Genomic DNA, 26,642 nt, shown 5'->3' on the forward strand with positions numbered 1-26,642 from the left:
TCAGTCGTTGAACAGGCGCGCTTTGAGGTAGGCCGTGCGCTGCTCCTCGCTAGCCAGCCTCTCGAAGACAAGCATCGAAAGCGATCCTCCGGCGAGGAAAGCAGCGACCAGCGAAGCGATACCCCAGCCTAGAGGTAGCGAAACAAAGCCCCATAGGCCCATGCCCATGAAACCGAAGAAAACGGTCATTCTGCCGAGGTGCGCTTTCACTCCGCAGGCTCACTCACTTTGCACGCTCGAGCCGGCTCGTCCCCCTGGAGCGCTGTCATGCCAAGCTTCGCGAGCAAAGCACCATCGCTATCATCACCCGCATTGGGCGCTGTCAAAAGCTTGTCACCAGTAAAAATCGAGTTTGCGCCAGCAAGGAAGCACAGGGCCTGTGTGGCCTCCGACATGGACTCGCGACCGGCTGACAGCCGGACCATGCTCATTGGCATCGTGATGCGAGCGGCAGCGACCGTACGCACGAACTCGATATCGTCGATCTTGGCCATCGGCGTATCGGCCAGCATGTCGCCCAGCACAGTGCCCTTCACCGGAACAAGTGCGTTGACGGGCACGCTCTCCGGATGTTCGGGAAGTGTTGCCAGCGTATGGATGAAGCCGACGCGGTCATCGCGGGTTTCGCCCATCCCGACGATCCCGCCCGAGCACACGTTTATCCCGGCGCTGCGCACGTGGCCGAGCGTGTCGAGGCGGCACTGGAAATCGCGGGTCGAGATCACCCGCTCGTAATATTCAGGGCTGCTGTCGATGTTGTGGTTGTAATAATCGAGCCCCGCCTCGGCGAGCATTTCTGCCTGATGCGGCTCCAGCATGCCGAGCGTCATGCAGGTTTCAAGCCCCATGTCGCTCACGCCCTTCACGATCTCGACGATTGCAGGCATGTCGCGGTCCTTGGGGTTGCGCCAGGCGGCGCCCATGCAGAAGCGCTGCGATCCTGCGTCCTTGGCTTGCGCCGCGCGCTGGAGAACGGCCTGCACATCCATCAGCTTGGTCGCCTCGACCCCGCTGTGGGCCTTCACCGACTGCGAGCAATAGCCGCAATCCTCCGGACACCCGCCAGTCTTGATGCTAAGCAAAGTGCAGAGCTGTATCTGTTCGGGCGGATGGTTCTCGCGGTGGATCGTCGCCGCGCGGAAAAGCAACTCGGTAAATGGTAAGTCGAACAGCTCTGCGATTTCCTCGCGGCTCCAGTCGGTGCGGATCGAAAGCATCGTTTCCATCTCAATCGAACCCATTAATCCAATTAGAAAGAAAAAAGCCGGTACCCAGCGCGAGCAACCACATGCAGGCGCCCCGCGACCAATGGACCCAACGGTCTAGCGCCTTGCCTTCAGCACGGAGTACCACGATACGGTCGGCAGCGACGATGGCGATGAACGCAGCCGCCGCTACCACGACGACGATGAGCGCTATCCGTCTTCTGGATAATCCAATTTCAGGCGCCGCCAGCGAAAGCACCGCACCAAGAATCAGCAGTGCAATCGTCGCCAGATACTTCAGAAAGTCATAAAGAAGCAGGTCTGGATCTCGCTCGTCCACCTTTACGCCCAGCGTCTCTTCCGCATTGTCCATCAGATTTCATCCCCCGCAGGCGGCATGTTGTGGCCCAGCAGCGTCAGGATGTCCGCTGCGCATTCGACCACGTTCGAGCCGGGGCCGTAGATTCCCTGCACTCCCGCTTCGCGCAGAAAATCATAATCGCTGGCCGGGATCACCCCGCCGGCTGTTACCTTGATATCCGCGCGGCCCGCTTCTTTCAGCAAGCGGATCAGTTCTGGAATCAAAGTCTTGTGGCCTGCGGCTAGCGAAGAGGCGCCGACGACATCCACATCCGCCTCCAGGGCGGTATCGCGCGCTTCCTCGGGCGTCTGGAACAGCGGGCCGGAGATCACCTCGAAGCCCAAGTCGGCAAACGCGCTCGCGATCACGTTTGCGCCGCGATCGTGGCCGTCCTGGCCCATCTTGGCCACCATGATGCGGGGCTTGCGTCCCAGACGGCGCTCGACCGCGGCCACACCGTCGGTAACCTGTGCCCAACGGCGGTCGAATTCATACGCGCTCTTGTAGACACCGCTGACCGGCTTAGGCGTGGCATCGTGGCGACCGAAGGCCTGTTCCATCGCTGCGGAAATCTCGCCCAGTGTCGCATCGGCACGCGCCGCTTCGACAGCCTTGGCGAGGAGGTTCACATCGCCCTTCGCCTCCATCTCGGCGATCACTTTGGGTGGTAGAGGCACGCCGCGCTCATCGCGGCCATCGCCCAGCGCCGCGCGAGCCGCCGCAGGATCCGTTTCTGCTGCCACTTTAAGGGCCTCAAGCGCAGCCTGGCATTTCTGCTCGTCACGCGCTGCTTTGACCTGTTCGATCCGCGCGATCTGGCCTTTGCGCACTTTCGCGTTGTCGATGTCCAGCGTCTCGATCGGGTCTTCCTTGTCCTTGCGGTATTTGTTGACCCCGACAATCACGGTCTCACCCTTGTCGACGCTCGTCTGCTTTTCTGCCGCAGCGCGCTCGATCGCCGCCTTGGGCGCACCGGTTGCGACATAGGCCGTCATGCCGCCCGCCTGATCGACCTCGGCCATGAGTTTCTCGGCTTCCTCTACCAAGGTGGCGGTGAGAGCCTCGATGTAATGCGATCCACCCAGCGGATCGACGACATTGGTGATCCCGCTTTCCTCTTGCAGCACGAGCTGCGTATTGCGCGCGATGCGGGCAGAGAAGTCCGTAGGGAGCGCGATGGCTTCATCGAGCGCATTGGTGTGAAGGCTCTGCGTCCCGCCGAGCGTCGCGGCCATCGCCTCGATCGTGGTGCGCATGACGTTGTTGTAGGGGTCTTGCTCTTGCAGCGAGACACCGCTGGTCTGGCAATGCGTGCGCAGCATCTTGGACCGGTCCTTCTTCGCGCCCAGCCCGTCCATCACACGGTACCAGAGTGTACGCGCGGCGCGCAGCTTTGCGATCTCCATGAAGAAGTTCATGCCGATGCCGAAAAAGAAGGAAAGGCGGCCCGCAAACGCATCGATGTCGAGGCCGGTCGCCATCGCGCGTTGGGCATATTCCTTACCATCGGCGATCGTGAAGGCGAGTTCCTGCACGGCTGTCGCCCCGGCTTCGTGCATGTGATAGCCGCTGATCGAAATGCTATTGAATTTCGGCATGTTGGCCGACGTATATGCGATGATATCTGAGACGATCCGCATGCTCGGTTCTGGTGGGTAGATGTAGGTGTTGCGAACCATGAACTCCTTCAGAATGTCATTCTGAATCGTTCCCGAAAGCTTTTCTCGCGCTACGCCCGATCGCTCCGCCGCGACGATGTAAAACGCCATCACCGGGATCACCGCGCCGTTCATTGTCATGGAGACGCTCATCGTATCGAGCGGGATCTGGTCGAACAGGATTTCCATGTCGGCAACCGTGTCGATTGCGACTCCGGCCTTGCCGACATCGCCGACGACGCGCGCATGGTCGCTGTCATAACCGCGGTGGGTGGCGAGGTCGAAGGCGACCGAAAGCCCCTTTTGCCCGGCTGCGAGATTCCGGCGATAAAACGCGTTCGATTCTTCGGCGGTCGAGAAGCCAGCATATTGCCGGATTGTCCAGGGACGCCCGGCGTACATGCTCGCTTTTACCCCGCGCGTGAACGGCGGAAAGCCAGGCAGGCCCGGATCGAAATCTGCGTGATCCGCTTCGGTATAAAGCGGCTTGATATCGAAGCCTTCGGGCGTCTCCCACGTGAGGTCACGCCCCTTAGATTCCTTGTTGGCCAGGGCTTTCCAGTCGGCGGGGGTCGGCCGAGATTTGTTTGTATCGGTCATGGCACGCCTCTAATCACACATTCGCCCGGCGTAAAAGGGCGCGGCGCAAAAGAGATCGCCTGCTAGGCGCCCTTGAACTCCGCCTTGCGCTTTTCAAGAAACGCCTTGCCGCCCTCGCGCGCATCCGCGCTTGCGCCTGCTTTGTGCTGGGCCTCGGCCTCGGCCAGCAACACCTGCTGCAGATTGCCATCGAGCGCGGTCGCGATATTGCGCTTCATCGCCGCATAAGCGAGCGTCGGACCGTTCGCGAGTTTCGCCGCCAGAGCGCGCGCTTCGTCCATCAGCAATTCGTCATCGACGCATTTGTAGACGAGGCCCCATTCTTCCGCCTGCTCGCCGCTGATCTTTTCGCCAAGCATCATCATGCGGGTGGCGCGCGGTCGGCCGATGGCGCGGGCGAGCAGCCAGGTCGATCCGCCATCGGGCACAAGGCCGATATTGACGAAAGCTTGCAGGAAATAGGCGCTTTTTGCGGCAATCGTGAAATCCGCCGCCAGCGCCAGACTGCACCCCACACCCGCCGCCGGACCGTTGACCGCGCAGATCACCGGCACGTCGGCGCGGATCAGGTGGCTGATCGCGGGATTGTAATGGTTTGACAGCGCCTCGTGGCTGCCACCCTTGCCGGTAAGCGCATTATCGCTTCCGCGCGCAGAAAGGTCTGCGCCTGAGCAAAATCCCTTACCCTCCCCCGTAATTAGCACCGCGCGGCTGTCGCCCAGATCGTAAAACACCTGCCCGATCTCGTTCGCCATCTGCGGTGGCATGGCATTGAGCCGATCCGGCCGGTTGAGCGTGATGGTGGTCAGCGGGCCGTCTTGTTCGACACGGATGGTTTCGTAGGACATGATTTCTCTCTTTGCGAAGCGCGGATCAGTTTGACCAATGCGCGCCTTCCTTGGGCGTTTCCATGATCTCTGTAAGCATGCCCTGCATATCCTTGGGATGGACGAAAAAGATAGGCGTACCGTGCGCACCGATGCGCGTGGGGCCGAGGATGCGCTTGCCCATGACCTCGAATTCGGCGCGTGCTTCCTCGATATCAGGGACCTCGAAACAGACATGATGCTGCCCGCCGAGCGGGTTTTTCTCAAGGAAGTTGTTGATCGCGGACATCTCGCCCAACGGTTCGATCAGCTCGATTTGGGTACCGTTCATTCCTGAATCGGTGGGCGTATCGACAAAACAGACCTTCACCCCCTGCTCGGGCAGGTCGAAGGGTTTGTGAATAGACGTCGCCCCCATCGTGTCGCGGTAATGCACAATGGAGTCCGCAATGGAGGGCGTTGCAACGCCGATATGGTTGAGACGGCCTAGTTTCATTTTCAGCCTCTTAGCCTATCATTCGAAGGGAAGTGCCTCTGAAGTATGCGCACGATCAGGCTGGCTGCTGTGCCATCGAGCAATTCTGGCTCTGCATCCAAATCTCGATATATCAAAGAAACGATTTGCCCAAAGTCGCACTTGGGGAACTCGAAAACAGCAGGAAAGTCTTCGGCTGCCGAGAATAAAAAATGAGCATCGACCACGGCGGCGATGTAGCCATAGGCGTGTGCGAGCGCCGCGATATAGTCGTCGCCACTCTCAGAAGTTTGCAGTTCTGTTAGAAGATCACCGCCTGTTAGATAGCAGGAACTGAAATCACTTTTCTCAACCATAAAACCTCATCAAAGCGGAATATTGTCATGCTTCTTCCACGGGTTCTCCAACTGCTTCGTCCGCAGTTTCCTGAGCCCTAGAGCGATCCGCTTTCGCGTGTTCCGAGGGTATATCACCTCGTCGATATACCCACGCTGCGCCGCCACAAACGGGTTGGCGAAGCGGTCTTCGTATTCCTTCGTTTTCTCGGCGATCTTGTCCGGATCGTCGCGGTCCTGGCGGAAGATGATCTCCACCGCACCCTTTGCACCCATCACCGCGATTTCGGCGGTCGGCCATGCGTAGTTCAGATCGCCGCGCAGGTGTTTCGAGGCCATCACGTCATAGGCGCCGCCATAGGCCTTGCGGGTGATCACGGTGATCTTTGGCACGGTCGCCTCGGCATAGGCGAACAGCAGCTTCGCACCGTGTTTGATGATGCCGCCCAATTCCTGCGAAGTTCCGGGCAGGAAGCCGGGCACGTCGACGAAGGTCACGATCGGGATCTCGAACGCGTCGCAGAACCGCACGAAGCGCGCGGCCTTCTTCGACGAGTTGATATCGAGCACGCCCGCCAGCACCATCGGCTGGTTCGCGACCACGCCCACGGTGCGCCCCTCGACCCGGCCGAAGCCGCAGATGATGTTCGCCGCATGCGCGGGCTGGATCTCGAAGAACGTCCCTTCATCGACCGTTTTCGAGATGACCTCGTGCATGTCGTAAGGTTGGTTCGCATTGTCCGGGATCAGCGTGTCGAGGCTTTTTTCCTCGCGGTCCCACGGGTCGCTCGTGGGCAGTTCGGGCACTTGCTCACGGTTGGATAGCGGTAGGTAATTGAAGAAATCCCGCGTCGCCAAAAGCGTCTCGATATCGTTTTCGAATGCGATATCGGCAACGCTGGTCTTGGTCGTGTGCGTGATCGCCCCACCCAGTTCTTCCTGCGTAACCTCCTCGTTGGTGACGGTCTTCACCACTTCCGGTCCGGTCACGAACATGTACGAGCTGTCTTTCACCATAAAGATGAAATCGGTCATGGCTGGCGAGTACACCGCCCCGCCCGCGCATGGTCCCATGATAAGGCTGATCTGCGGAATGACGCCGCTCGCCAGCACGTTGCGCTGGAACACTTCGGCATAGCCGCCGAGTGACGCCACACCTTCCTGGATACGCGCGCCGCCGGAGTCGTTGAGACCGATCACAGGCGCACCGACCTTCATCGCGGTGTCCATCACCTTGCAAATCTTTTCCGCATGACGTTTGGAAAGAGAGCCGCCGAAGACTGTGAAATCCTGAGAGAAAACATAGACGAGCCGACCATTGATCGTGCCGCTACCGGTGACGACACCGTCGCCTGGGATGCGCTGCTCGGCCATGCCGAAATCGACGCAATCGTGCTCTACATAGCGGTCCAGCTCTTCGAAGCTGCCTTCGTCCAGCAGCACATCGAGCCGTTCACGCGCGGTCAGCTTCCCCTTGGCGTGCTGCGCGGCGATTCGCTTTTCACCGCCGCCCAGCTTTGCGGCGGCACGGCGGCGTTCCATTTCGGCGATATTGGCAGACATTGCTGCGTCCCCTGATTGGCTTTGCGTTTGCGGGTCGTTGCCTTAGCGGCGCCGGGGCGTCAACGTGTCAAAAAAGAGGAATCGTCAATGTGCGAAGTCGAGACGCTCATCATCGGCGGCGGGATTGCGGGGCTTTCGCTCGCCGCGCAAATTGCGCGCCATGGTGAGACCATCGTGCTCGAGGCGGAGAGCGCGCCGGGCTATCACGCTTCGGGCCGCAGCGTCGCGATTGCGCATTTCGGCCTTGGCGAGCGTGTTGTTCGCACGCTCACCGCGCTTAGCCTTCCCGATCTCGCCGCGCCGCCCGGAGATGAACGGGCGCCTTACGCCGTCAAACATCCAGCACTCCATATCGCTCGGTCAGAGCAGGCGCATGAACTCGATGCGCTTGAAGAAGTGCACCGCGCGTTCGGATGTGACTTCGCGCGGATTTCGGGTGAGGAGGCGCTCACGCTGCTGCCCGTGCTGCGAGCCGGCCCGGAATTTTGCCATGAGGCCATCGTCGATCACGGCGCGCTGAAGCTGGATACCGACGCCATGCTCCAGGGACACCTCAAGGACTTGCGCATGGCGGGAGGCAATCTCCTGACCGGGGCCCGCGTGACGGCAATCGAAAGGGAAAGCGGCCGCTGGGCTGTACAAAGCGCTGCCGGACCATTTCGGGCCAAACGCTTGGTGAACGCAGCGGGCGCGTGGGCAGATGAGATCGCGGATCTGGCTGGCGTCAGGAAGATCGGCATAGAACCGCGCCGCCGAACAGTGATCTCCTTCGGCGGGCCCGGCGGCGTCGATGTTTCGCTATGGCCCTTCACCAAGACAGTTGGCGCAGGCTTTTACATCCTGCCCGAAGGGAACGGCCGGCTGCTTGCCTCCCCGATGGACGAGCACGCCAGCACGCCTTGCGACGCTGCGCCCGAGGAGTTGGATATTGCCACCATCGCTGACCGTGTTCAGCAGGCGACCACGCTCCCCATCCGCCGCATCGCCCATAGCTGGGCCGGCCTGCGAAGCTTTGCGCCTGACGAATTGCCCGTCATCGGCTATCCGCAGGACACGCCCAACTTTTTCTGGTTTGCTGGACAGGGAGGGTACGGGTTCCAGACCAGCCCCGCCCTTGCCCGGATCGGTGAAGCCCTGATGCTTGATAGCGAATGGCCGCGCGATATGGCTGCCGCCGATGTCCACCCAAAACTGTTCGCACCCGAAAGATGCCAGGTCAGAATTTCAGAGTGAGGCGCTTCGCAATTGCGGGCGATATCGATTCCACTCTCCGCAAGAGCCGCGTCATCCCGATATTGGCCTCATCACGGTCATTCTCGATCGCGCTGACTATTTGACGAGCGCATTCCTGCGGTGACATCTTCTTCATCGGATTGCCGTCGTTCATTTGCGTATCCACGACCGGCGGGAGCGCTTCGATCACTCTGACATTCGTTTCTTTCAGTTGCTCGCGCAAAGCCAGCGAGTAAAAACGCAGCCCCGCTTTCGTCGCGCAGTAGACCGGCTGACGTGCAGCGGGCGCGATCGCAAGACCCGAGGTAACGTTGACGATGGCAGATTGCGGCCTCGCTCGGAGCAGCCCGATCAGACCCGTGATGAGTCGGATCGGTGCGCTGAGATTGGCATAGATGCCATCGTCCGCCGCATCCGCATCGGGCGATCCTTTGCGAAAATCATGATCCACCAATTGCCCGGCATTGTTGATCAGCACGTCCAGCTCGCGCTCACCCCAGGCCGCGATCAGCGCATCGACACCTGCGGGATTGGATAGATCTGCAGCGATCGTCTCGAACCCTTCCGCCTCCATCGCAGCAATCCGTTCCGGATTGCGGCCCGTGAGCGCCACACCCGCGCCCTTAGTCTTGAGCTGCCGAGCGAGTTCCTGCCCGATCCCAGCTGTGCCGCCCGTCAGAAGAATCGTTTTGCCAGAGACTTCCATCAGAATTTCACAATCCCGCGCTCGACCAGACTCCGTGTGGTCGCCTCCACACTCTCCGCGGCGGGAATGTAATCGAAGCCCAGCACTTCACTCGCATGCTTGCCCGAAACGTCCCGAGTTCTGCCAAGCTCCCCCTTGATCTGCTTTAGATCTGCGACCAGCGGCGCAAGCAGCCTGACCAGTACACTCGGCAGTTTGCGGCTGGGAACCTTACCCGCATAGGCTGGTGTCCGCTCGCGAATTATCTCGGCGATGTCTTTCATCCAGAGAAACTTGTCGGATACGGCGAAGCGTTCGTTTCGCACGCTCTCCTCTGGTGCGTCGAGCGCCAACAAATGTGCCTTCGCGACATCGCGCACATCGACAATTCCAAACCCGAGATCCGGAATCGCCGGAATCTCGCCGGTAACCAATCGCTGCACGAGCGCAATCGATGTCGACAAGTCATCATTGGGAACAGGACCAAGAACTGCGACGGGATTGATCGAGCAAAAAGCCATCTCGGGCGCATGCGCTGCCACCCAAGCGCGAGAATCGCGCTCGGCGACCGTTTTCGACCGGTGATAAGGCGGCACACTAGGATTATTGAGGTCGGTCCAATCTCTCTCGTCGAACACCGACTGACCTGGTGGGTGGCCGTACGCAATAGCTGCCGCCGAGCTGGTCAGAACGAACCGCTTGATCCCCGCCGCCTGCGCAAATGTGAGGGCCCGCATGGCGCCTGCGCGGGCCGGTTCCACCAGCTCATCGGCGCTTTTCGGAACCGAGATCGGAAACGGTGATGCGACATGCGCCACTCCGTCGCAACCCTCGCAGGCCTCCGTCCAACCTTCGTCATTCTCAAGGTCGGCCTGAAAAACTTTGAGCCGCTCGCCGGCATCAGGCCAGCGCTCGCGCAAGCGTGGCTCGCTCTTTGCTGTGCTGCGGACGGTCGTGTGCACCGTTTTACCGGCAGTGAGTGCCTGATCGATGATCTCCCCGCCGATATAGCCGGTGCCCCCGGTAACTAGAATCGTGTTCGCCATGGCGCTCTCCCCCTAGGTCTGCTGGCAACCTAGACGAATTTCGCGGCTTTGCACCCTAGCGCAGCAGCACCAGCTCTTCGGCAACGGTTGGGTGGATCGCCGTCGTCGCGTCGAAATCGGCCTTGTTCATTCCGGCTTTCACGGCAACGGCAGCCGCCTGCATGATCTCGGGCGAATCCGGACCGATCATATGGATGCCGAGGATTCTGCCATTGGCGTCGTCGCAAATCATCTTGATCAGACTGCGTTCGTTGCGACCGGCGACGACGTTTTTCATCGGGCGAAAATCGGATTGATAGACGGCGACTTTGCCGTACTGATCCTTGGCCTCTCGTTCGTTCAGTCCCACCGAAGCGATCGGAGGATGGCTGAAAACCGCGCTCGGGATACAGGAGTGGTCGACGCAATAGGGCTCCACACCGCCGAACATGCTGTCCGCGAATGCCTGACCTTCTCTGATCGCGACCGGAGTCAGCTGGACTCGGTCGGTCACGTCACCAACGGCATAGATATAGTCGACGCTGGACTTGCTGAACGTGTCGACCTTGATCTCGCCTTTTTTGCCGAGCTCTACGCCGACATTATCGAGCCCCAGCCCCTTGGTATTCGGCACGCGCCCGGTCGCAACCATGACGCAATCGAATTCGCGCTCATCATGATTGGTCATCTTGACGGCAAAGCTGCCATCATCGTTTTTGCGAACATATTCGAATTCCGCGTGGAAGCAGAACTCGATGCCTTTGGTCATGGAAATCTGCATCAAGCGGTCGCGCAGGGAGAAATCATAACTGCGCAGGATCACATCGGACCGGTTGGCAATGACGACCTTGCTTCCGAATTCATTGAAGATACCCGCGAACTCGTTCGCAATATATCCTCCGCCTGCGATCAAGACGCGGCGCGGGATCGCGTCGAGATGGAAAGCTTCATTCGAGGTGATGCAGTGATCGCTCCCCTCGAATTCGGGCACGTGCGGCCATGCTCCCGTGGCAATGAGAATGTATTTTGCCGTCACAACCTTGCCGCTTGCGAGCGTAATTTCATGGTCGCCGGTGATCTCCGCGCGCTCATGGAACAGTGTGACATCGTGCTTGTCGAGCGTATCGGTGTAGATGCTCTCGATCCGGTCGACGTCCTTCATCACGTGATCGCGCAACTTCACCCAATCGAAGCTTTTGCCCTCAATGGTCCAACCAAATTCCTGGCAATCCTCGAGATCCTCGGCAAATTGTGCGCCGTATACGAGCATCTTCTTGGGAACGCAGCCGCGAATGACGCAGGTTCCACCAACGCGGTGCTCTTCTGCCGCAGCAACGCGCGCGCCGTGTGCCGCCGCTACGCGGCTGGCGCGTGTGCCTCCCGATCCGATACCGATTGTGAATAGATCGAAATCATATTCGGGTTCTGCCATGCCTGATGCTCCTGATTGAATGCCTGAGCCCTATGGCGCGGCCAGCAGCAATTGCCAACCACGCGCAGGACAGCTGGCTATTCGAGAGTCAGGTACGAAGAGTTACAGTACGGCTCAGGCTTGAGCGGAGCGTGATCCGCCACCGCCACCCTTGCGGCGACCGCCGCCTCCGCCGCGGCGCTGACCGCCGCCGGGACGTGCACCGCCACCTGCATTCTTGGGCCTGCCCTGCCGGCTCGGATGCTTGCGCTTGGGCTTGCCGCCAGTGGCGCTTTCCCCCCGAGGCGGACCATCGCCGCGCGGCTTCCCTCCGCCGGCAGGACGCGGACGGATTTTCTTCTGCGAAACGCGCGTCTGGCCCTTGGGCGGCGGTTTGGTCGGACCAACGCCCTCGACTACTGCGCGAAAATTCTCGGGAAGGTCGAGCCGTTCAAGCTCTGCGTCCGTGTTGCGCTGAATATCCTTCAGATAAGACCGCTCATCCTCGGCACAGAAAGCGATCGCCACACCATCCTTGCCGGCCCGTGCCGTGCGTCCGATGCGGTGCACGTATTGTTCGGGCACGTTGGGCAATTCGTAGTTGATGACATGGCTGACACCCGGAATATCGATACCGCGCGCGGCCACATCCGTGGCGATAAGAATGGCGACCTTGCCGCGGCGGAATTCGTCGAGCGCACGCTGACGCTGTGGTTGCGACTTGTTGCCGTGGATCGCATTCGATTCAATCCCGCGCTGGCGCAATTTCTTTACCACGCGGTCTGCACCGTGCTTGGTCCGGGTGAAGATCAGTACGCGTTCCAAGTCGCCTGGCACGCTATGCTTGCCGGACAGCATGAGCTCGAGCAGCGCCTGCTTCTCGTCCTGCTGGACCATGAAAAGGTATTGTTCGATCCGTTCCGCCGTGGTCGCCGCCGGTGTCACGCTGACGGTCACCGGATTATTGCAATATCCGCTCACCAGCTCCTTGATCTGTTTCGGCATCGTCGCACTGAAAAACAGCGTTTGGCGCTCTTTCGGCACCAGCTTGTTGATGGTCCGCAGTGCATGGATAAACCCGAGATCGAGCATCTGATCGGCTTCATCGAGCACCAACACTTCAACGCCAGAGAGATTGAACGCTTTCTGGTCGATGAGGTCGAGCAAGCGGCCCGGCGTCGCGATCAGAATGTCCGTGCCGCGATGCAGCTTGTTGCGGTCTTTGTTGACCGAAGTGCCGCCGACGATCGATTGCACCTTGAGCCCAGCGAGCGCGCCGTATTCCTTGGCGCTCGCCGCAATCTGGGTCGCCAATTCGCGCGTCGGCGCGAGCACGAGCATGCGGCAGGATTTGAACGGAATGCGATTGTCGGACTCGCGCAGCCGATCAATGCTCGGCAGCATGAACGCCGCAGTCTTACCAGTGCCGGTCTGCGCGATACCGAGCAGGTCGCGACCTTCGAGCACTGGCGGGATTGCCTGCTCCTGAATTGGAGTGGGAGTGTCGTAGCCCTTCATGTCGAGGGCCTGAAGAACGGGCTGCGAAAGCCCGAGATCTGAAAACTGTGTCAAATAAAACTCGTATAGTCAGCGGCGCGCGGACGGATTCCATGTGGAATCATCGCGCGGCGCGGGGGTAAAAACCGCCCGCGTGAAATGGGAAGCTGTGGGAATTGGGTGAAACGCTGCCGGGGCGGGTTCATGTCAGAACCGCCGCTTCACGCTGGCAGATGCGTTTCAATTGGACTGTAATGTGGATGCTGCATTGCAAAAAGTCAACGTCCATCTGCTCTGGCGCAACGACTATCCGGTGACCCAACCGAGGGCTTCTGGTGCATCAAAGGCAGTCCCCTCGCGCCAGATACCTACCGCCAAAGCGCATTGGAACCGGCTCCATCTTTCCTTCTGCAAATGTTCGCTGTGCATGGATATGCAAGTGAGGCTCCTCTGTGTTGCCGGAATTGCCGACACGACCAACAATCTGGCCCGTCGCAATGCTGTCGCCTTGCTTCACTTTCACGCTGCCTCGCTCAAAGTGCGCCATCAAGACGTCTGCGCCCTCGCACCGCAGCATCACCAGATTCGCGCCGTCGAGCGATCGGTATCGGTGCCCGGCCAACTGATCGGGCTTTCCGTCCACGCTTTCGATGACCTGCCCGTCACACGGGGCAAGGATGGCCGCGCCGAACACCGCGTAATCCAGAGGATCGAGCGGCTTGGGATCCCATGATTTCTCGACGACTGTTCGAAAGCCCCATTCGTTCTTCTGGATCAAGTCAACTGAATGTTTTTCGGACGGTGCAGCCGTCTTCTCGCCTTCGATGTAGTGCAGGTTCAATGCGACGGAGGCCCCGGCGGACAGTGCGCAATATCCCTCGCCCTCGGGTAGCGGCGATGCCAGATCAATAAAGTCACCAGCTGGTGCGATGCGGCCTGTGACACCTTGCCAGCCTAGAAGCGATCCCATGGCAACAAGCACGACCGCGACGATAAAGGCAGGCTGAGAGCGGCGCTCATGAGCGCCCGACGCCTTAAGATAGAAACGCAGAGAGGCGATGAGAAAAAGCGCCACGTAAACCAGCGAACCCCAGAAGGGCGGGTAAACCCAGACGCCCGCCAACATCAGGCCAAGCAAGACCGAAGTTGCCCCGACTATATGGGCAACAGCCGCCCGGCGTGGCATTCCCGGCGAAAGGGCCAAGGCGGCGATCAACGCCAGGACGATACCATTCTGGATGACGAAAGCTGAAAAAAGCAGGAAATCTACTCCGCCCGAAACTCACACAATCTCAAACCAGCCCGGCCGCATCCATCAGCGAGCGGGTGCTCGGATCAAAATCGCCTTCGCCGCCTTCCATGTCTCTGGCCATCTTCTTGCCCAGCTCAACGCCGAACTGGTCGAACGGATTGATCCCCATCAGCACGGCGTTGGCAAACGTGCGGTGCTCATGAAACGCGATCAGCGCGCCCAGCATCCCGGCGTCCAGATCATCGACGAGGATGGTTGCAGAAGGCCGGTCTCCCGCAAAGCCGCGCGCAGGGTCTTTCCCGTCCGCGCTCATATTGCCGCCCGCCATCAATGCTGCGCCTTGCGCGAAACAATTGGCGAGCAGCGCCTTGTGGTGCGCAGGGTCCAGTTCGTCGCCCGCAGCAATGCTGGCGATGAAATCGACCGGGATCACGTGCGTACCTTGATGCAGCAATTGGAAAACGGCGTGCTGTGCATCGGTGCCCACCCCGCCCCAGGTCACTGCCGCAGTCGGTCCGCCGACTGGATCGCCATCGGACGTCACGCTTTTCCCGTTCGATTCCATCTCGAGCTGCTGAAGATAGTCGGGAAACAGCGCGAGCCGCTCGTCATAGGCGAACACCGCGCGGGTCTGGCAGCCGCGCACGCGGGCGTAATACCGATCGGCAAAGGCCGCCAGGAGCGGCGCGTTCGCGCGCCCCTCGGTCTCACGAAAATGGGTGTCGATGGCGTGCGCGCCCGCGAGCATCGCCCTAAAATCATCCATCCCGGTCGCCAGCGCCACGGGAAAACCGATACTCGACCAGAGCGAGTACCGCCCGCCGACGCTTTCGGGAAACGGCAGAATACGCGTTTCGTCGACGCCCCATTCCACTGCACGCTCCGGATTGGCAGTGAGCGCGATTACCCGGCCGCTCGGATCGCCGACGCCGTTATCCGCGAGCCATTTCAGCGCGCTCTCGGCGTTGGTCATCGTCTCGGTCGTGGTGAAAGTCTTGGAGGCGACCGCGATCAGTGTCGTCTGCGGGTCGCAAGCGGCGAAAGCCTGCTCAAGCGCCAGGCCATCGATGTTCGACACGACATGCACATCGACCAGCTCGAGGTCGCGGGTCAGCGCATCGACTGCGAGGTCCGGTCCGAGCGCCGATCCACCAATACCGATATGGATCAGGTGTTTGATTTCGCCCAGCGCTCCCTGATGGATTGCCTCGACCAGCATCCCCATCCGCGTAAGCAGCGCCTCCGCCTCTTCAACCTGCGCTTCGGTCCCGCTTCGGCGCATCGCGCCATGCGTCGCCGGGCGCCCTTCGGACGGATTGACGATGCCGCCATCGAACAAAGCTTGGCGAGCGACGGCAAACCCCGATGCTTCGGCAAGGTCCTCGAACGCATCGAGCAAATCACTATCGAGATGCGTCTTGGACCAGTCGAGAAGCAGCCCATTGATGCCATGCTCGGGAATCTCGAATTCGATCCGCTGGCTGAGATTCTCGACACGCTCCGGATCGGACGCGAACAATTGGCTCAAAGTGCGCCGCTCCGCAGTCTCGAGTTTCGACCAAATTTCGGAGATCGTATCGGCAGTCATTCGGCAAACCCCTTTGCGCGTTCACTCAGGTGCGAGTAAGGGGGCGAGCGATGGATGTTAAGACCCAAACTGCGACTTCCGGCGCAAAGAAGGAAGGTGAAGAGAGCGAAAGCCTGGCAAGCTTCGCCATGTTCATCCTCAAACTCGTTGTCGCCGTCCTGCTCCTTAGGATTCTGGTCTTCTCGCCCTTTTCGATCCCGTCCGAAAGCATGCTGCCGCGGCTTTGGAACGGGGATTATCTTCTCGCCGCGAAATGGTCGTATGGATATTCAGGCAAATCGCTGCCGTTAGAAATGGGGCTTCCCGATGGGCGGTTGATTGCGCGCGAACCGGAACGCGGCGACGTCGTGATTTTCAAGCACCCGATCGACAACTCCGATTATATCAAAAGGGTGATTGCAGTTCCCGGAGACACAATCTCGATGATCGCCGGGCAGGTGATCTTGAACGGAGAGCCAATTCCGAAAGACCCGATAGGGAATTTCGACATTCCTTTTTCGCCAAACACGTCCTGCGCATGGGCGGCAGAAGAGGTCATGATCGACCCAGACAGGACCGTGTGTCGCTATCAGCGCTTTAGAGAGACGTTACCGGGCGGGCGCAGTTACGAGGTGCTCGATTTCGGCGCCGCGCGAGGCGACAACTTCGAAGAGACCATCGTTCCCGATGGACACATGTTCGTAATGGGCGACAATCGTGACAATTCGCGCGATAGCCGCTTTCCCGCGATGTCCGGTGATGCGGTCGGTATCGTGTCGCAGGATGAGCTTGTCGGCAGGGCCGCGATCATTATGTGGTCCACCGATGGCAGCGCGGAGTGGTTGAAGCCGTGGACGTGGTTTTCTGCCGCGCGATGGGATCGGATAGGCAGCACCCTTTGAGCATACTCGAACCAGAAACGAGGGAATGGCTTCTTGCCAACGGCTTTTCCGTCCGCACCGAGGCTCCTTGGCTCGAGGCGCTGACCCATGGAAGCTTCAATGGCGGCGCTGCTCGCGCGAATGAGCGCGATTACCAGCGACTTGAATTCCTTGGAGACAGGGTCTTGGGCCTGTCGGTCGCGAGCTGGCTCTACAGCGCGGGGGATGCACCTGAGGGCCGTTTATCTCAACGTCTCAACGCATTGGTCAGCGGTGCGACATGCGCGCGGATTGCCCGCGCAATAGGTCTCCCGGATCACGTGCGGCTCGGCAAACAGGCGCGCGAAGACGGCGGTGCCGACAGCGCCAACATTCTGGGCGATGTGATGGAGGCCCTGATCGGTGCGAGCTTCATCGAGAACGGGTACGACACAACGAGAGAAACGATTTACGGATTGTGGGAAGCGGAGCTCGACGGCGATTCGGGGAAAGCCAAGCACCCGAAGAGCGCGCTGCAAGAATGGGCCGCCGGCAATCGCCGCGCCATGCCGCAATACGACATCATCGACCGCACAGGGCCGGACCACGCCGCGCGTTTTACCGTGCGGGTAAGCATCAATAATGTGGGCGAGGCTCAGGGCGTCGCCAGCAGCAAGGGCGAAGCTGAAAAGCGCGCCGCGAAGGCATTTCTGGAGGAATACGGGTGAATTTAGAAGCAGCGCCCACGTTTTGCGGCGTCGTCGCCGTAATTGGCGCGCCCAATGCGGGCAAATCGACCTTAGTGAACCAGCTGGTTGGCCAGAAAGTCGCTATCACCAGTTCGAAAGCGCAGACAACCCGAGCACGAATGTTGGGCATCGCGCTTTACGGCCCGGTGCAAATGATCCTGGTCGACACGCCGGGTATCTTCGAACCAAAGCGCCGCCTCGATCGAGCCATGGTCAGCGCTGCATGGGAAGGCGCAAACAGCGCGGACGCGATCATGCTGCTGGTCGATCCGATCAAGCAGCGCCGGCATGAATTGATCCCTCTGTTGGAGTCGCTTGAAAACCGTCCGGAAAAGAAGATCCTGGTGCTCAACAAGGTAGACCACGCCAAAAAGGAGCCGCTGCTTGCGCTGGCCGAGGAGCTTTCGGGGAAGGTCGAATTCGACGAGATTTTCTTCGTCTCCGCTCTTACGGGAGACGGCATAGAGGAGATGAAGGAGGCGCTGGCGAAAGCCATGCCCGAGGGACCGTGGATGTATCCCGAAGATCAGGTTTCGGACGCCTCGGAACGCCTGCTGGCCACTGAAATCACGCGCGAGCAGATTTTCCAGCAGCTTCATGAAGAGCTGCCGTATGACACTGCGGTTCGGCCCGAGCAGTACAAGACGAGGCCCGATGGCTCCTTGGAAATTCATCAGCAGATCGTGATTGCACGCGAAAGCCAGCGCCCGATTGTGCTCGGCAAAGGAGGTCAGCGGATCAAGGCCATCGGTGAGGCTGCGCGGAAGGAACTTGCAGATATCCTAGGCGTGAAGGTTCACCTGTTTCTGCATGTGAAAGTGCTGGAAAACTGGTCTGAAGATAAGGAAGTTTTCGAGGAAATGGGCCTCGATTGGGTGAAATAGGTCAGGCTCAACCCCTACCGAGTTTCTCCAACTTCGCTTTCAGCGTGCTCTCGTCGAAAGGTTTGACGATGTAATCGTCAGCGCCCGCGCCGATGCCTTCGTGAATGTCCTTTGCCTCGCCGTTCGACGTGCAGAAGATGACGATAGGCTCTTTCGGCGTGGGAATGGCGCGGAGTTTCGAGACAAACTCGATCCCGTCCATCTCCGGCATGTTCCAATCGGTTAGAACCACCGCAGGCATCGCTTTCTTGCAGCGGGCCAATGCTTCTTCGCCGTTCTCCGCCTCTACTGGGACATAACCAAGACTCTTGGCGATCTTCGACGAAACCTTGCGGATGACGCGGCTGTCATCGACGATAAGGCAAACTTCGGCCGCGCTCTGATCGGGCACGTCATCACCGAAACGGTCACGCATCGCTTTGGCCGCTTCGACAATAGCCTGCGTGTCGCCAGCGTCGGGTGCGGGAGCCGGCGCGCTACCGATGGCATCTTTGACGTCGTCGGGTGCATCGACGGGCTGCGCATCGCCGCGCGCTTCGGTCAGCCGCTCGGCGAGGCTTTTACCGTCGGTCTCGCGGCGATTGCGGCCAGCCCCGGTGGTGCGTTTGATCAGATTTTGAATGGCTCGTGCTCCCCTCCGAGCGTGGCGAATTCCGCTTCGCCGCTCAGATCATGCGCTTCGTCCTCGTCGACAAGGTCGTTCGTTTCACCCTCTCCGGGCGTGATACGGACATGCAAGTAAGGCATCCAGACGTCGCCGAACTCGGCTTTCTGGTACCAGACGTCAATCACGTCATAGCTCGCCCACATCCCATCGGGCGCGCGCAAGCGAATGCCTTCACCGATGCGCGGAACGGCAGCGAAACGGATTCGCTCCTGGCTCTGATGGGTCTCGTTTTGGACTTCGATTTCGATCACGTGGCGGTGTCCCTGGTCTGAGACACCCGTGATACTCCGCAAAGCTTGACGAAATCCCAACGCCGCAAGGTCAAAATTCACCCTATGATGTTGGTTACTAGGAGGTTTCGCTCTTCTTCGCCGGAGCCTTCTTCTTTGCCGTGGCCGCTTTCTTCTTCGCAGGCGCTTTCTTCTTGGCTGGTGCCTTCTTGCGTTTCTTTTTGGCCGGTCCCTTGGCGGCGCGAGCGTCGATCAACTCGATCGCCTGCGCAGCTTCGATATCTTCCGGCTTCACGTCCTTGGGGATCGTCGCGTTGACGTTGCCATCGGTCACATAGGGGCCGTAGCGGCCCGGCATCACTTTGATCTCGCCGCCGCTGGTCGGATGTTCGCCCAGAGTTTTGATCGGCTCTGCCTTGCCTCTTGATCCGCCTTTGCGGTTTGCAGCCTCGGCCAGCATTGTCACGGCGGCGTTCATTCCCGTGTCGAAAACGTCTCGCGTGCTTTGCAGTTTGGCGTATTTGCCGTCGTGCCGCAGATAGGGACCGTAACGCCCGATGGCTGCTTCGATCTCCTTGCCCGTTTCGGGGTGAGCGCCGACGATGCGCGGCAGATCTAGCAGCTTGATCGCCCATTCGAGGTCGAACTCGTCGAGGTCCTTGGGGATGGAGGCGCGTTGCTTCTTTTCCTCGACTTCCATCTCGACATAGGGGCCGAAGCGGCCCGATTTGCGATGGATTTCCGCACCGGTTTCCGGATGGTTACCCATCAACCCGTCGTCAGCCGGATCTTCGCCGTCTGCGCCCGGCTGGGCAAAGCGGCGCGTGTATTTGCATTCGGGATAGTTCTGGCAGGCGATGAACGCGCCAAAACGGCCGCCGCGAAGATTGAGCTTGCCACCTTCGCGCCCCTCCTGCTCGCACAGCGGGCAGAAACGTGCATCCTTGCCATCTTCGCGCGGTGGAAAGAGGTAGTCGGAGAGATATTCGTCAAGCACCTCGGTGACTTCGCTCGGAAGCTTCTCCATGACCTCTTCGGTCTTTGGCTTGAAATCCTTCCAGAACTTGGCGAGCAGGGTCTTGTACTCCTCGCGCCCGTCGGAGACGACATCGAGCTCCTCTTCCATGCCGGCAGTGAAATCGTAGGCGACATAGGTCGGGAAAAACCGTTCGAGAAAGGCCGTCAACAATCGGCCGCTTTCCTCTGCGTGGAAGCGGCTTTTCTCCATCCGTACGTACTCGCGGTCGCGCAGGGTCTGGATGGTCGATGCATAGGTAGAAGGACGACCGATGCCGAGCTCTTCGAGCCGCTTCACAAGGCTCGCTTCCGAAAAGCGCGGCGGTGGCTGCGTGAAGTGCTGGTTCGCCTCAACCGCCGTTTTCGCAGGCGTATCGCCCTTGTTCATTGCGGGCAGCAGGCCGTCTTCATCTTCGTCCGATTTGTCGTCGAACCCTTCCTGATAGACTGCAAAGAAGCCGGGGAATTTTACAACCTGACCATTGGCGCGCAATTCGTGCTGGCCGGTCGCATCGCGCAGAGTGACTGTCGTTCGTTCAAGCTGCGCGGCGGACATCTGACTGGCCATGGCGCGTTTAAAGATCAGCGAATACAGCTTCGCCTCATCCCCTGACCCAACCTTATCTCTGCTGAAATTAGTCGGACGGATCGCTTCGTGCGCTTCCTGCGCGTTCTTGGCCTTGGTCGAATAGAAGCGCGGCTTTTCAGGTCGGTAATCGTCGCTGAACCGCTCTGCAATGGCGTCGCGCGCAGCCATGATCGCGCTCATGTCCATCTGCACGCCGTCGGTCCGAATGTAGGTGATGGCGCCCGCTTCGTAGAGCGACTGTGCAAGCCGCATTGTATGGCTCGCGGAAAAACCGAGCTTGCGCGCAGCTTCCTGCTGCATCGTCGAAGTCGTGAATGGAGGCGCAGGATTGCGTTTAAGCGGCTTGGTCTCGACTTCCTCGACGGTGAAACGCCCACCTTCGACGGCGGCTTTGGCCTCCATGGCCGCGCCCTCGTTGCCGAGGGACAGCTTTTCCAGCTTCTCCCCTTTGTATCGCACCAGCCGCGCGTCGAACGCCGTCCCGTCATGCTGAAGCTTGGCCAGCACCGACCAGTACTCGTCCGCCCGGAAAGCCTCGATTTCTCGTTCGCGATCGACGATCAGCCGCAGCGCCACCGACTGCACGCGGCCAGCCGATTTGGCACCCGGCAATTTGCGCCAAAGAACCGGGGACAGAGTAAAGCCGAAAAGATAATCGAGCGCACGCCGCGCGAGATACGCATCGATCAACGGCTGATCCAGTTCACGCGGCGATTTCATCGCCTCGGTCACAGCGGCTTTCGTGATGGCGTTAAATGTGACGCGATCGACCTTTGCGGGGAGGTTTTTGCGCTTCTTCAACAGCTCCTGAACGTGCCAGCTGATCGCCTCGCCTTCGCGGTCGGGGTCGGTTGCAAGAACCAAGCGGTCCGCGTTCTTCGCGGCGTCGCTGATCTCCTTAAAGCGCTTTTGTTTGTCACGGTAGAGTTCCCAGTCCATCGCAAAGTCTTCATCCGGGCGCACGCTGCCATCTTTCGGCGGCAGATCGCGCACGTGGCCGTAGCTTGCGAGAACCTTGAAGTCCTTGCCCAGATATTTCTCGATAGTCTTCGCCTTGGCGGGCGATTCAACAATGACAAGCTGCATGATGGTCTGGTCTGTGTCCCTACACGTGTACGTACGCGCGAGAGTGCGGTCGGCGCTCGCGGTGCGTCAAGTGATCATTCCTAAGCGCCGAAGAAATCTCCGAGGCCGCAATCAGGCGTCGCCGTATAAGGCCTTGCCGCACAATGTCAGCTAAGTTCTTTCATTCGAAGACTTCGGCAAGCTCATCAGTATTGCTGTTCAACAGCCTGTAGATCGCCACGGAGAGTGCGACGAAGATGGCAGTGTAGATCCCCTCCGATGCGGCCATAATGATCAGCTCGGGGATCGAAGATGAGCCGCCGATCAGCTCAGTCAGGCCGTCGAGAATCAGCCCAACGATCAACAAGCCAATGAACAGGACGACGAACGCGCCGAAGATCGGCCAGCCATGCCCGCGGGTTTTCTCCCAGCTTTCGCCGAAAGAAGCCATCGCCGGGCCTTTAGCACCGATGACGAGCGGCAGGACCATAGCCCAGCGGACACAAAGAATAATGCCCGGGACGATCAGCATCGCAAAACCGAACAAAATGCCGAGAGATGAAAGGATATATACCCCGAGCCACGGCCAGAACCGTTCGAATCCCGGTGCAGCCGTCCGCCCGACCATGCCAGCGTATAACCAATAAGTGACCACCACTCCTGCGATCGCCGTACCAAAAACCATTGCCACGGCCAGAAATCCTTGCGCCAACAGCGACTGCGTGAGCTGAAATCCGAAACCGAAACCAAGTCCGTAATCCGATGCACCACCTTGGAAGAACGCGGAGACTGCGCTTATGGGAATTAGGATCGACAGGAAGATCGCAACCGTTCTGCGATTTTCGCTGAGCTCCAGAAAAGTTCGGTCTAGGATGGCAGAGACGGTTGTTTGGGAGTTCATATATCGTTGACGCTCTTTACTGGTCGAGGCCTAGTCATGCGCACTGCTCAAGCTGATCAGTCCGCCGGGATGCCGTTCCAATTGTCCGGCAATCTCCATTTCGAGCAGCGCCATGTGCACCGCTGACGCATTCGCCCCAGATTGGCGAATGAGTTCATCGACCGCGATGGGGGCAGTGGACAGCAGGCCGTCGATCGCATCGGCCCCCTCCAGCGGATCGGCGACGGCGATTTCGCTGTGATCGAACTCGGCGTCCTGCGGATCCACTCTGAAAGTCGAACGCGGTGCACCGGTAAAGCTCTGCAGCAATTCGATAACCTCGTCCGGCGTCTGGACCAGCACCGCGCCATCGCGGATGAGCTGATTACACCCCAGCGAACGCGTGTCGAGCGGCGAACCGGGGATGGCCATGACTTCCCGACCGGACTCCCCCGCCAGCCGGGCAGTGATCAGAGTGCCGGACTTTGGCGCTGCCTCAACCACCAGCGTCCCGCTCGCGAGACCGGCGATTATCCTGTTGCGGCTTGGAAAGTGCCGGCCGCGCGGCTCGGTTCCGGGTGGCTGCTCTGCGATCAGCAGGCCTTCGTTCGCGATGCGCTCCTGCAGAGCGATGTGCTGCGGCGGGTAGGTGATGTCGATCCCGCTTGCGATGACTCCGATGGTTTGCGGAAAGGCGCCTTCATGGCTGGCCCCATCGATCCCGCGGGCAAGACCGGAAACAACGGTGAACCCGGCCTTCGAAAGCTCGGACGCGAACTCCCGCGCCAGTTTCATCGCCGCGGCGCTCGCGTTGCGCGCACCGACCATCGCCACGCACGGCTGGGAAGCGAGCGGCAAGTTGCCTCGGCAGGTAACGATCGGCGGCGCGCTTTCCAGCTGGGCGAGAAGCGCAGGATAGTCCGGTTGGTCGTGGAACAGGTAACGCGCGCCGGCTTTGCGAACCGCATTTACCTCAGCCTCGATCCGGTCAGTCGGCACTGGCCGGTAGCGCGATTTTCCACGAGCCGCCAGATCGGGCAATGCTTCAATAGCCGCCGCTGCAGTACCGAACCGAGCGAGCAGTTTCGCGTAACTGATCGGCCCGATATTGGGCGAGCGCAGCAACCGTATCCGCGCAAATGCCTCGTCCTGCGAAAGGGTCACTTCGTGCCGCCGACCTTGGGTTCCTCACCCTTGGCCAGGCGCGCGATGTTCTCGCGGTGGAGATAGATGATCAGGCCTGCAATTGCAGCGAGTACGGGGAAGAATTGTGGAAAGCCGAAAAGCGGCGCTGCTGCGGCGGCAGCCACCACAGCGCTCATTCCGGCGAGCGAAGAAATGCGGAAAATCGCGAGCATCGAAATCCAGATTAGCGCATAAGCAAGCCCGATCGGCCAAGCCAATCCGAAGGCGACGCCAGCGTTGGTGGCAACGCCCTTCCCACCTTTGAATTTCAGCCAGATCGGGAAACAATGGCCCAGCACGGCTCCTCCCGCGGCAAACGCTTTTGCCACGTCTCCGCTGTCCCCGGCCCAGATCATTCCGGCGGCGAACACCGGCGCAAATCCTTTGAGCAGGTCCAACAGCAGCGTGCCTGCCGCAAGCCCCTTGTTCCCGGTGCGCAGCACATTCGTCGCGCCGATGTTCCCGCTTCCGATGCTTCGCACATCTCCAAGGCCCGCCGCCTTCGTCAGCAGGAGGCCGAACGGTATCGATCCGGCGAGATAGCCCATTATTGCGGCGAATATCGGTTCCATCGTGACCCCTGCACAAACGCGGACCATCGAAGCGCGCGCTTTTCTTTTGTCGCTGCCTAAGTAATAGACCGCCCCGCGACAAGTTCACAGCGGACAATTACGACCATTACCGATCCATCCTCCCCGATTTTGCTGTTCGATTCCGGAATGGGCGGGCTCACCGTGCTAGGCGAATTACGTAAGGTGTTGCCGGAATCTCCCGTCATCTACGCGGCCGATCTCGCCGGTCTGCCTTATGGGACCAAAACCGAAGCGGAGGTTGCAGCCCGCGTGTGCGGGTTGCTGGGGCGAATGGCTGAAAGATACCGCCCGCGCCTCATTTGCATTGCTTGCAACACCGCCAGCACGATCGCGCTCGGCATGGTCCGCGATGTCCTCGAAATCCCGATCGTCGGCACCGTTCCGGCCATCAAGCCTGCGGCCGCGCTGACGCGCACGGGCGTCATCGGGCTGTTGGGAACTGCTGCAACCGTGCGGCAGCCTTACGTCGACCGTCTCGAAGCACAATTCGCTGCTAACAAGCACCTGATACGCGCCGCTGCGCCGGGACTTGTCGATCTGGCCGAGGCGAAATCAGCGGGCGAGATTATCGATATCGCCGCGGTTGAGCACGAAATCGCGGGATTGCTGGCAGATGCACGGGGCAAAGACATCGACACTATAGTTCTGGCGTGCACACACTTCCCGCTGCTCGAACCGGAATTGGCGCGCGTCTTCGGCGCCAACGTCCGCTTTGTCCACGGGGCAGAAGGCATCGCCAAGAGGATCGCCGCTCTTACCAAAGGTCAGCCATTCGAGCGCGAGGGCCATGACTTTGCCGTTGTTACGGCAACCACCAAAACGGGGCGGCTCGGCAAGCTGTCAGATATCTTCGCAGGTTATGGCTTGCACGAAGTCCGCCGGTTCTAGCTGCGATCCATTCGCAAAGATCGCGGTGGCAAACCGGGAACCGATTGCCTATTTCCCTCGCTGTTGAGCGCGGCAGGATTGGCCGCAAGCATGATGAAACCGCTCCGAGACCACACGTGAATTACGAACACATCTTCGACCAGGCCATCGATCGTCTCCACGAGGAAGGCCGCTACCGCGTCTTCATCGACATCATGCGGAACAAGGGTGCCTATCCCAACGCGCGGTGTTTTCACGGACACAACGGGCCGAAACCAATCACGGTTTGGTGTTCGAACGATTACCTCTGCATGGGCCAGCATGAAAAAGTCATCGGCGCGATGGAAGATGCGCTGCACGATGTCGGCGCAGGTTCGGGCGGCACCCGCAACATCGGCGGCAACACGCACCTTCATGTCGAGCTGGAAAAAGAGCTGGCAGAACTGCACGGCAAGGAAGGCGCGCTGACTTTCACCAGCGGTTATGTTTCCAACGACGCCACGCTTTCGACGCTTGGCAAGCTCTTGCCCGGATGTGTCATTTTCTCCGATCAGCTCAACCACGCCAGCATGATTGCAGGCATCCGCAATTCGGGCTGCGAAAAACGCGTATTCCGGCACAACGATATGGCTCATCTCGAAGAGCTTCTGGCAGCCGCTGACGCCGAAACGCCCAAAGTCATCGCTTTCGAAAGCGTCTATTCGATGGACGGCGATGTCGCCCCGATCCACGCAATTTGCGATCTCGCCGAAAAATACAACGCCCTCACCTATATCGACGAGGTTCACGCAGTCGGCATGTACGGCGAGCGCGGTGGCGGTATCTCCGAGCGCGACAGTGCTGCGCACCGGATCGACATTATCGAAGGCACGCTGGGCAAGGCGTTCGGCGTGATGGGGGGCTATATCGCTGCCGATACCCGCGTGATCGATTGCATCCGTTCTTACGCGCCCGGGTTCATCTTCACGACATCGCTGAGCCCGGTATTGGTCGCGGGTGTGCTCGCTTCGGTAAAGCACCTGAAATCGTCGACCGTGGAACGCAACGCTCAGCAGCAGGCCGCCGCGATGCTCAAGCTCAAATTCGCCGAAGCGGGCCTGCCGGTGATGGACAGCACCACACACATCGTCCCCCTGATGGTCGGCGATCCGGTGCGCGCCAAGAAAATCAGCGACATCCTTCTCGCCGAATACGGCGTCTACGTTCAGCCGATCAATTTCCCGACAGTACCGCGCGGAACCGAACGCCTGCGCTTCACACCCGGCCCGATGCACTCTGAAGAGATGATGGACGAGCTGACCGATGCCTTGGTGGAAATCTGGGACCGGCTCGAAATGGAATTGGCTGAGGCTGCATGAGCGA

Annotated in this window: 26 protein-coding genes; 6 read left to right on the plus strand and 20 right to left on the minus strand. The window is 59.9% G+C overall.

Features of this window, described 5'->3' with window-relative positions; translation table 11 throughout:
* The 8 genes from KCG45_RS14080 to KCG45_RS14115 all read right to left on the minus strand — a co-directional run bounded on the left by KCG45_RS14080 (nt 1) and on the right by KCG45_RS14115 (nt 7,024).
* Nucleotides 1–189: a hypothetical protein gene (locus KCG45_RS14080; RefSeq protein ID WP_218317929.1), complete on the minus strand. Its 189-nt coding sequence runs from the start codon at nt 187–189 to the stop codon at nt 1–3.
* A 17-nt stretch (nt 190–206) separates the two neighbouring features.
* A complete protein-coding gene (gene bioB / locus KCG45_RS14085; RefSeq protein ID WP_218318064.1) occupies nt 207–1,217 on the minus strand; it encodes a biotin synthase BioB in 1,011 nt (336 codons plus the stop codon).
* A gap of 10 nt (nt 1,218–1,227) precedes the next feature.
* A complete protein-coding gene (locus KCG45_RS14090) occupies nt 1,228–1,578 on the minus strand; it encodes a hypothetical protein (RefSeq protein WP_218317930.1) in 351 nt (116 codons plus the stop codon).
* A complete protein-coding gene (gene scpA / locus KCG45_RS14095; RefSeq protein WP_218317931.1) occupies nt 1,578–3,824 on the minus strand; it encodes a methylmalonyl-CoA mutase in 2,247 nt (748 codons plus the stop codon). The genes KCG45_RS14090 and scpA overlap by 1 nt, the downstream gene beginning before the upstream one ends.
* A gap of 62 nt (nt 3,825–3,886) precedes the next feature.
* Nucleotides 3,887–4,672 (minus strand): enoyl-CoA hydratase-related protein, encoded by a 786-nt coding sequence (locus tag KCG45_RS14100; protein ID WP_218317932.1) that lies wholly within the window; start codon nt 4,670–4,672, stop codon nt 3,887–3,889.
* A gap of 25 nt (nt 4,673–4,697) precedes the next feature.
* Complete coding sequence (gene mce / locus KCG45_RS14105) at nt 4,698–5,147, minus strand: methylmalonyl-CoA epimerase (protein ID WP_218317933.1); 450 nt, start codon at nt 5,145–5,147, stop codon at nt 4,698–4,700.
* 2 nt (nt 5,148–5,149) lie between these two features.
* Entirely contained in the window at nt 5,150–5,482 is a 333-nt protein-coding gene (locus tag KCG45_RS14110; RefSeq protein ID WP_218317934.1) for a Rap1a/Tai family immunity protein, read from the minus strand.
* A 9-nt stretch (nt 5,483–5,491) separates the two neighbouring features.
* Nucleotides 5,492–7,024, minus strand: a complete 1,533-nt coding sequence (locus tag KCG45_RS14115; protein WP_218317935.1) for an acyl-CoA carboxylase subunit beta — start codon at nt 7,022–7,024, stop codon at nt 5,492–5,494.
* Nucleotides 7,025–7,111: 87 nt separating this feature from the next.
* Between KCG45_RS14115 and KCG45_RS14120 the strand changes: the two genes are divergently transcribed.
* Complete coding sequence (locus KCG45_RS14120; protein WP_218317936.1) at nt 7,112–8,257, plus strand: NAD(P)/FAD-dependent oxidoreductase; 1,146 nt, start codon at nt 7,112–7,114, stop codon at nt 8,255–8,257.
* On the opposite strand, the gene KCG45_RS14125 is transcribed toward KCG45_RS14120, so the two are convergent.
* The 6 genes from KCG45_RS14125 to pgi all read right to left on the minus strand — a co-directional run bounded on the left by KCG45_RS14125 (nt 8,241) and on the right by pgi (nt 15,715).
* Nucleotides 8,241–8,963: an SDR family oxidoreductase gene (locus KCG45_RS14125; protein ID WP_218317937.1), complete on the minus strand. Its 723-nt coding sequence runs from the start codon at nt 8,961–8,963 to the stop codon at nt 8,241–8,243. The two genes, KCG45_RS14120 and KCG45_RS14125, sit on opposite strands and share 17 nt — an antisense overlap.
* Nucleotides 8,963–9,988 (minus strand): NAD-dependent epimerase/dehydratase family protein, encoded by a 1,026-nt coding sequence (locus KCG45_RS14130; protein WP_218317938.1) that lies wholly within the window; start codon nt 9,986–9,988, stop codon nt 8,963–8,965. Before KCG45_RS14130 ends, KCG45_RS14125 begins: the two co-directional genes overlap by 1 nt.
* 55 nt (nt 9,989–10,043) lie before the next feature.
* Nucleotides 10,044–11,399 (minus strand): glutathione-disulfide reductase, encoded by a 1,356-nt coding sequence (gene gorA / locus KCG45_RS14135; RefSeq protein ID WP_218317939.1) that lies wholly within the window; start codon nt 11,397–11,399, stop codon nt 10,044–10,046.
* A gap of 114 nt (nt 11,400–11,513) precedes the next feature.
* Nucleotides 11,514–12,950 carry a DEAD/DEAH box helicase gene (locus tag KCG45_RS14140; RefSeq protein WP_218317940.1) on the minus strand — a complete coding sequence of 479 codons (1,437 nt, stop codon included), beginning with the start codon at nt 12,948–12,950 and terminating at the stop codon, nt 11,514–11,516.
* 265 nt (nt 12,951–13,215) lie between these two features.
* Nucleotides 13,216–14,079: a M23 family metallopeptidase gene (locus tag KCG45_RS14145; protein ID WP_218317941.1), complete on the minus strand. Its 864-nt coding sequence runs from the start codon at nt 14,077–14,079 to the stop codon at nt 13,216–13,218.
* An 88-nt stretch (nt 14,080–14,167) separates the two neighbouring features.
* Nucleotides 14,168–15,715 (minus strand): glucose-6-phosphate isomerase, encoded by a 1,548-nt coding sequence (pgi, locus tag KCG45_RS14150; protein ID WP_218317942.1) that lies wholly within the window; start codon nt 15,713–15,715, stop codon nt 14,168–14,170.
* A 50-nt stretch (nt 15,716–15,765) separates the two neighbouring features.
* On the opposite strand from pgi, the gene lepB reads away from it, so the two are divergent.
* The 3 genes from lepB to era are packed head-to-tail and all read left to right on the plus strand — an operon-like array spanning nt 15,766 to nt 18,187.
* A complete protein-coding gene (gene lepB / locus KCG45_RS14155; RefSeq protein ID WP_218317943.1) occupies nt 15,766–16,596 on the plus strand; it encodes a signal peptidase I in 831 nt (276 codons plus the stop codon).
* Nucleotides 16,593–17,282 carry a ribonuclease III gene (gene rnc, locus KCG45_RS14160; RefSeq protein ID WP_255548247.1) on the plus strand — a complete coding sequence of 230 codons (690 nt, stop codon included), beginning with the start codon at nt 16,593–16,595 and terminating at the stop codon, nt 17,280–17,282. Before lepB ends, rnc begins: the two co-directional genes overlap by 4 nt.
* Nucleotides 17,279–18,187 carry a GTPase Era gene (gene era, locus KCG45_RS14165; RefSeq protein WP_218317944.1) on the plus strand — a complete coding sequence of 303 codons (909 nt, stop codon included), beginning with the start codon at nt 17,279–17,281 and terminating at the stop codon, nt 18,185–18,187. The genes rnc and era overlap by 4 nt, the downstream gene beginning before the upstream one ends.
* A gap of 7 nt (nt 18,188–18,194) precedes the next feature.
* On the opposite strand, the gene KCG45_RS14170 is transcribed toward era, so the two are convergent.
* The 6 genes from KCG45_RS14170 to plsY form a co-directional block, all read right to left on the minus strand.
* Nucleotides 18,195–18,602: a response regulator gene (locus KCG45_RS14170; protein ID WP_218317945.1), complete on the minus strand. Its 408-nt coding sequence runs from the start codon at nt 18,600–18,602 to the stop codon at nt 18,195–18,197.
* Nucleotides 18,603–18,796: 194 nt separating this feature from the next.
* The gene (locus tag KCG45_RS14175) at nt 18,797–19,105 is read right to left on the minus strand and encodes a hypothetical protein (protein WP_218317946.1); all 309 of its coding nucleotides are present in this window, start codon (nt 19,103–19,105) and stop codon (nt 18,797–18,799) included.
* A 97-nt stretch (nt 19,106–19,202) separates the two neighbouring features.
* Complete coding sequence (gene topA / locus KCG45_RS14180) at nt 19,203–21,776, minus strand: type I DNA topoisomerase (protein WP_218317947.1); 2,574 nt, start codon at nt 21,774–21,776, stop codon at nt 19,203–19,205.
* A gap of 160 nt (nt 21,777–21,936) precedes the next feature.
* Nucleotides 21,937–22,446, minus strand: coding sequence for a glycerophosphoryl diester phosphodiesterase membrane domain-containing protein (locus tag KCG45_RS14185; RefSeq protein ID WP_218317948.1), 510 nt, complete (start codon nt 22,444–22,446; stop codon nt 21,937–21,939).
* Nucleotides 22,447–22,686: 240 nt separating this feature from the next.
* Nucleotides 22,687–23,799 (minus strand): DNA-processing protein DprA, encoded by a 1,113-nt coding sequence (dprA, locus tag KCG45_RS14190; RefSeq protein WP_218317949.1) that lies wholly within the window; start codon nt 23,797–23,799, stop codon nt 22,687–22,689.
* Nucleotides 23,796–24,392 (minus strand): glycerol-3-phosphate 1-O-acyltransferase PlsY, encoded by a 597-nt coding sequence (gene plsY, locus KCG45_RS14195; protein ID WP_218317950.1) that lies wholly within the window; start codon nt 24,390–24,392, stop codon nt 23,796–23,798. The genes dprA and plsY overlap by 4 nt, the downstream gene beginning before the upstream one ends.
* A gap of 147 nt (nt 24,393–24,539) precedes the next feature.
* Here plsY and murI point away from each other — a divergent pair, with 147 nt between their 5' ends.
* Both murI and hemA read left to right on the plus strand, forming a co-directional pair.
* Nucleotides 24,540–25,301: a glutamate racemase gene (murI, locus tag KCG45_RS14200; RefSeq protein WP_218317951.1), complete on the plus strand. Its 762-nt coding sequence runs from the start codon at nt 24,540–24,542 to the stop codon at nt 25,299–25,301.
* 116 nt (nt 25,302–25,417) lie between these two features.
* Entirely contained in the window at nt 25,418–26,638 is a 1,221-nt protein-coding gene (gene hemA / locus KCG45_RS14205) for a 5-aminolevulinate synthase (protein ID WP_218317952.1), read from the plus strand.
* Nucleotides 26,639–26,642 lie beyond the last annotated feature (4 nt).

The sequence above is a fragment of the Erythrobacter ani genome (genome assembly GCF_019204025.1).
GTDB classification, from domain to species: domain Bacteria; phylum Pseudomonadota; class Alphaproteobacteria; order Sphingomonadales; family Sphingomonadaceae; genus Erythrobacter; species Erythrobacter ani.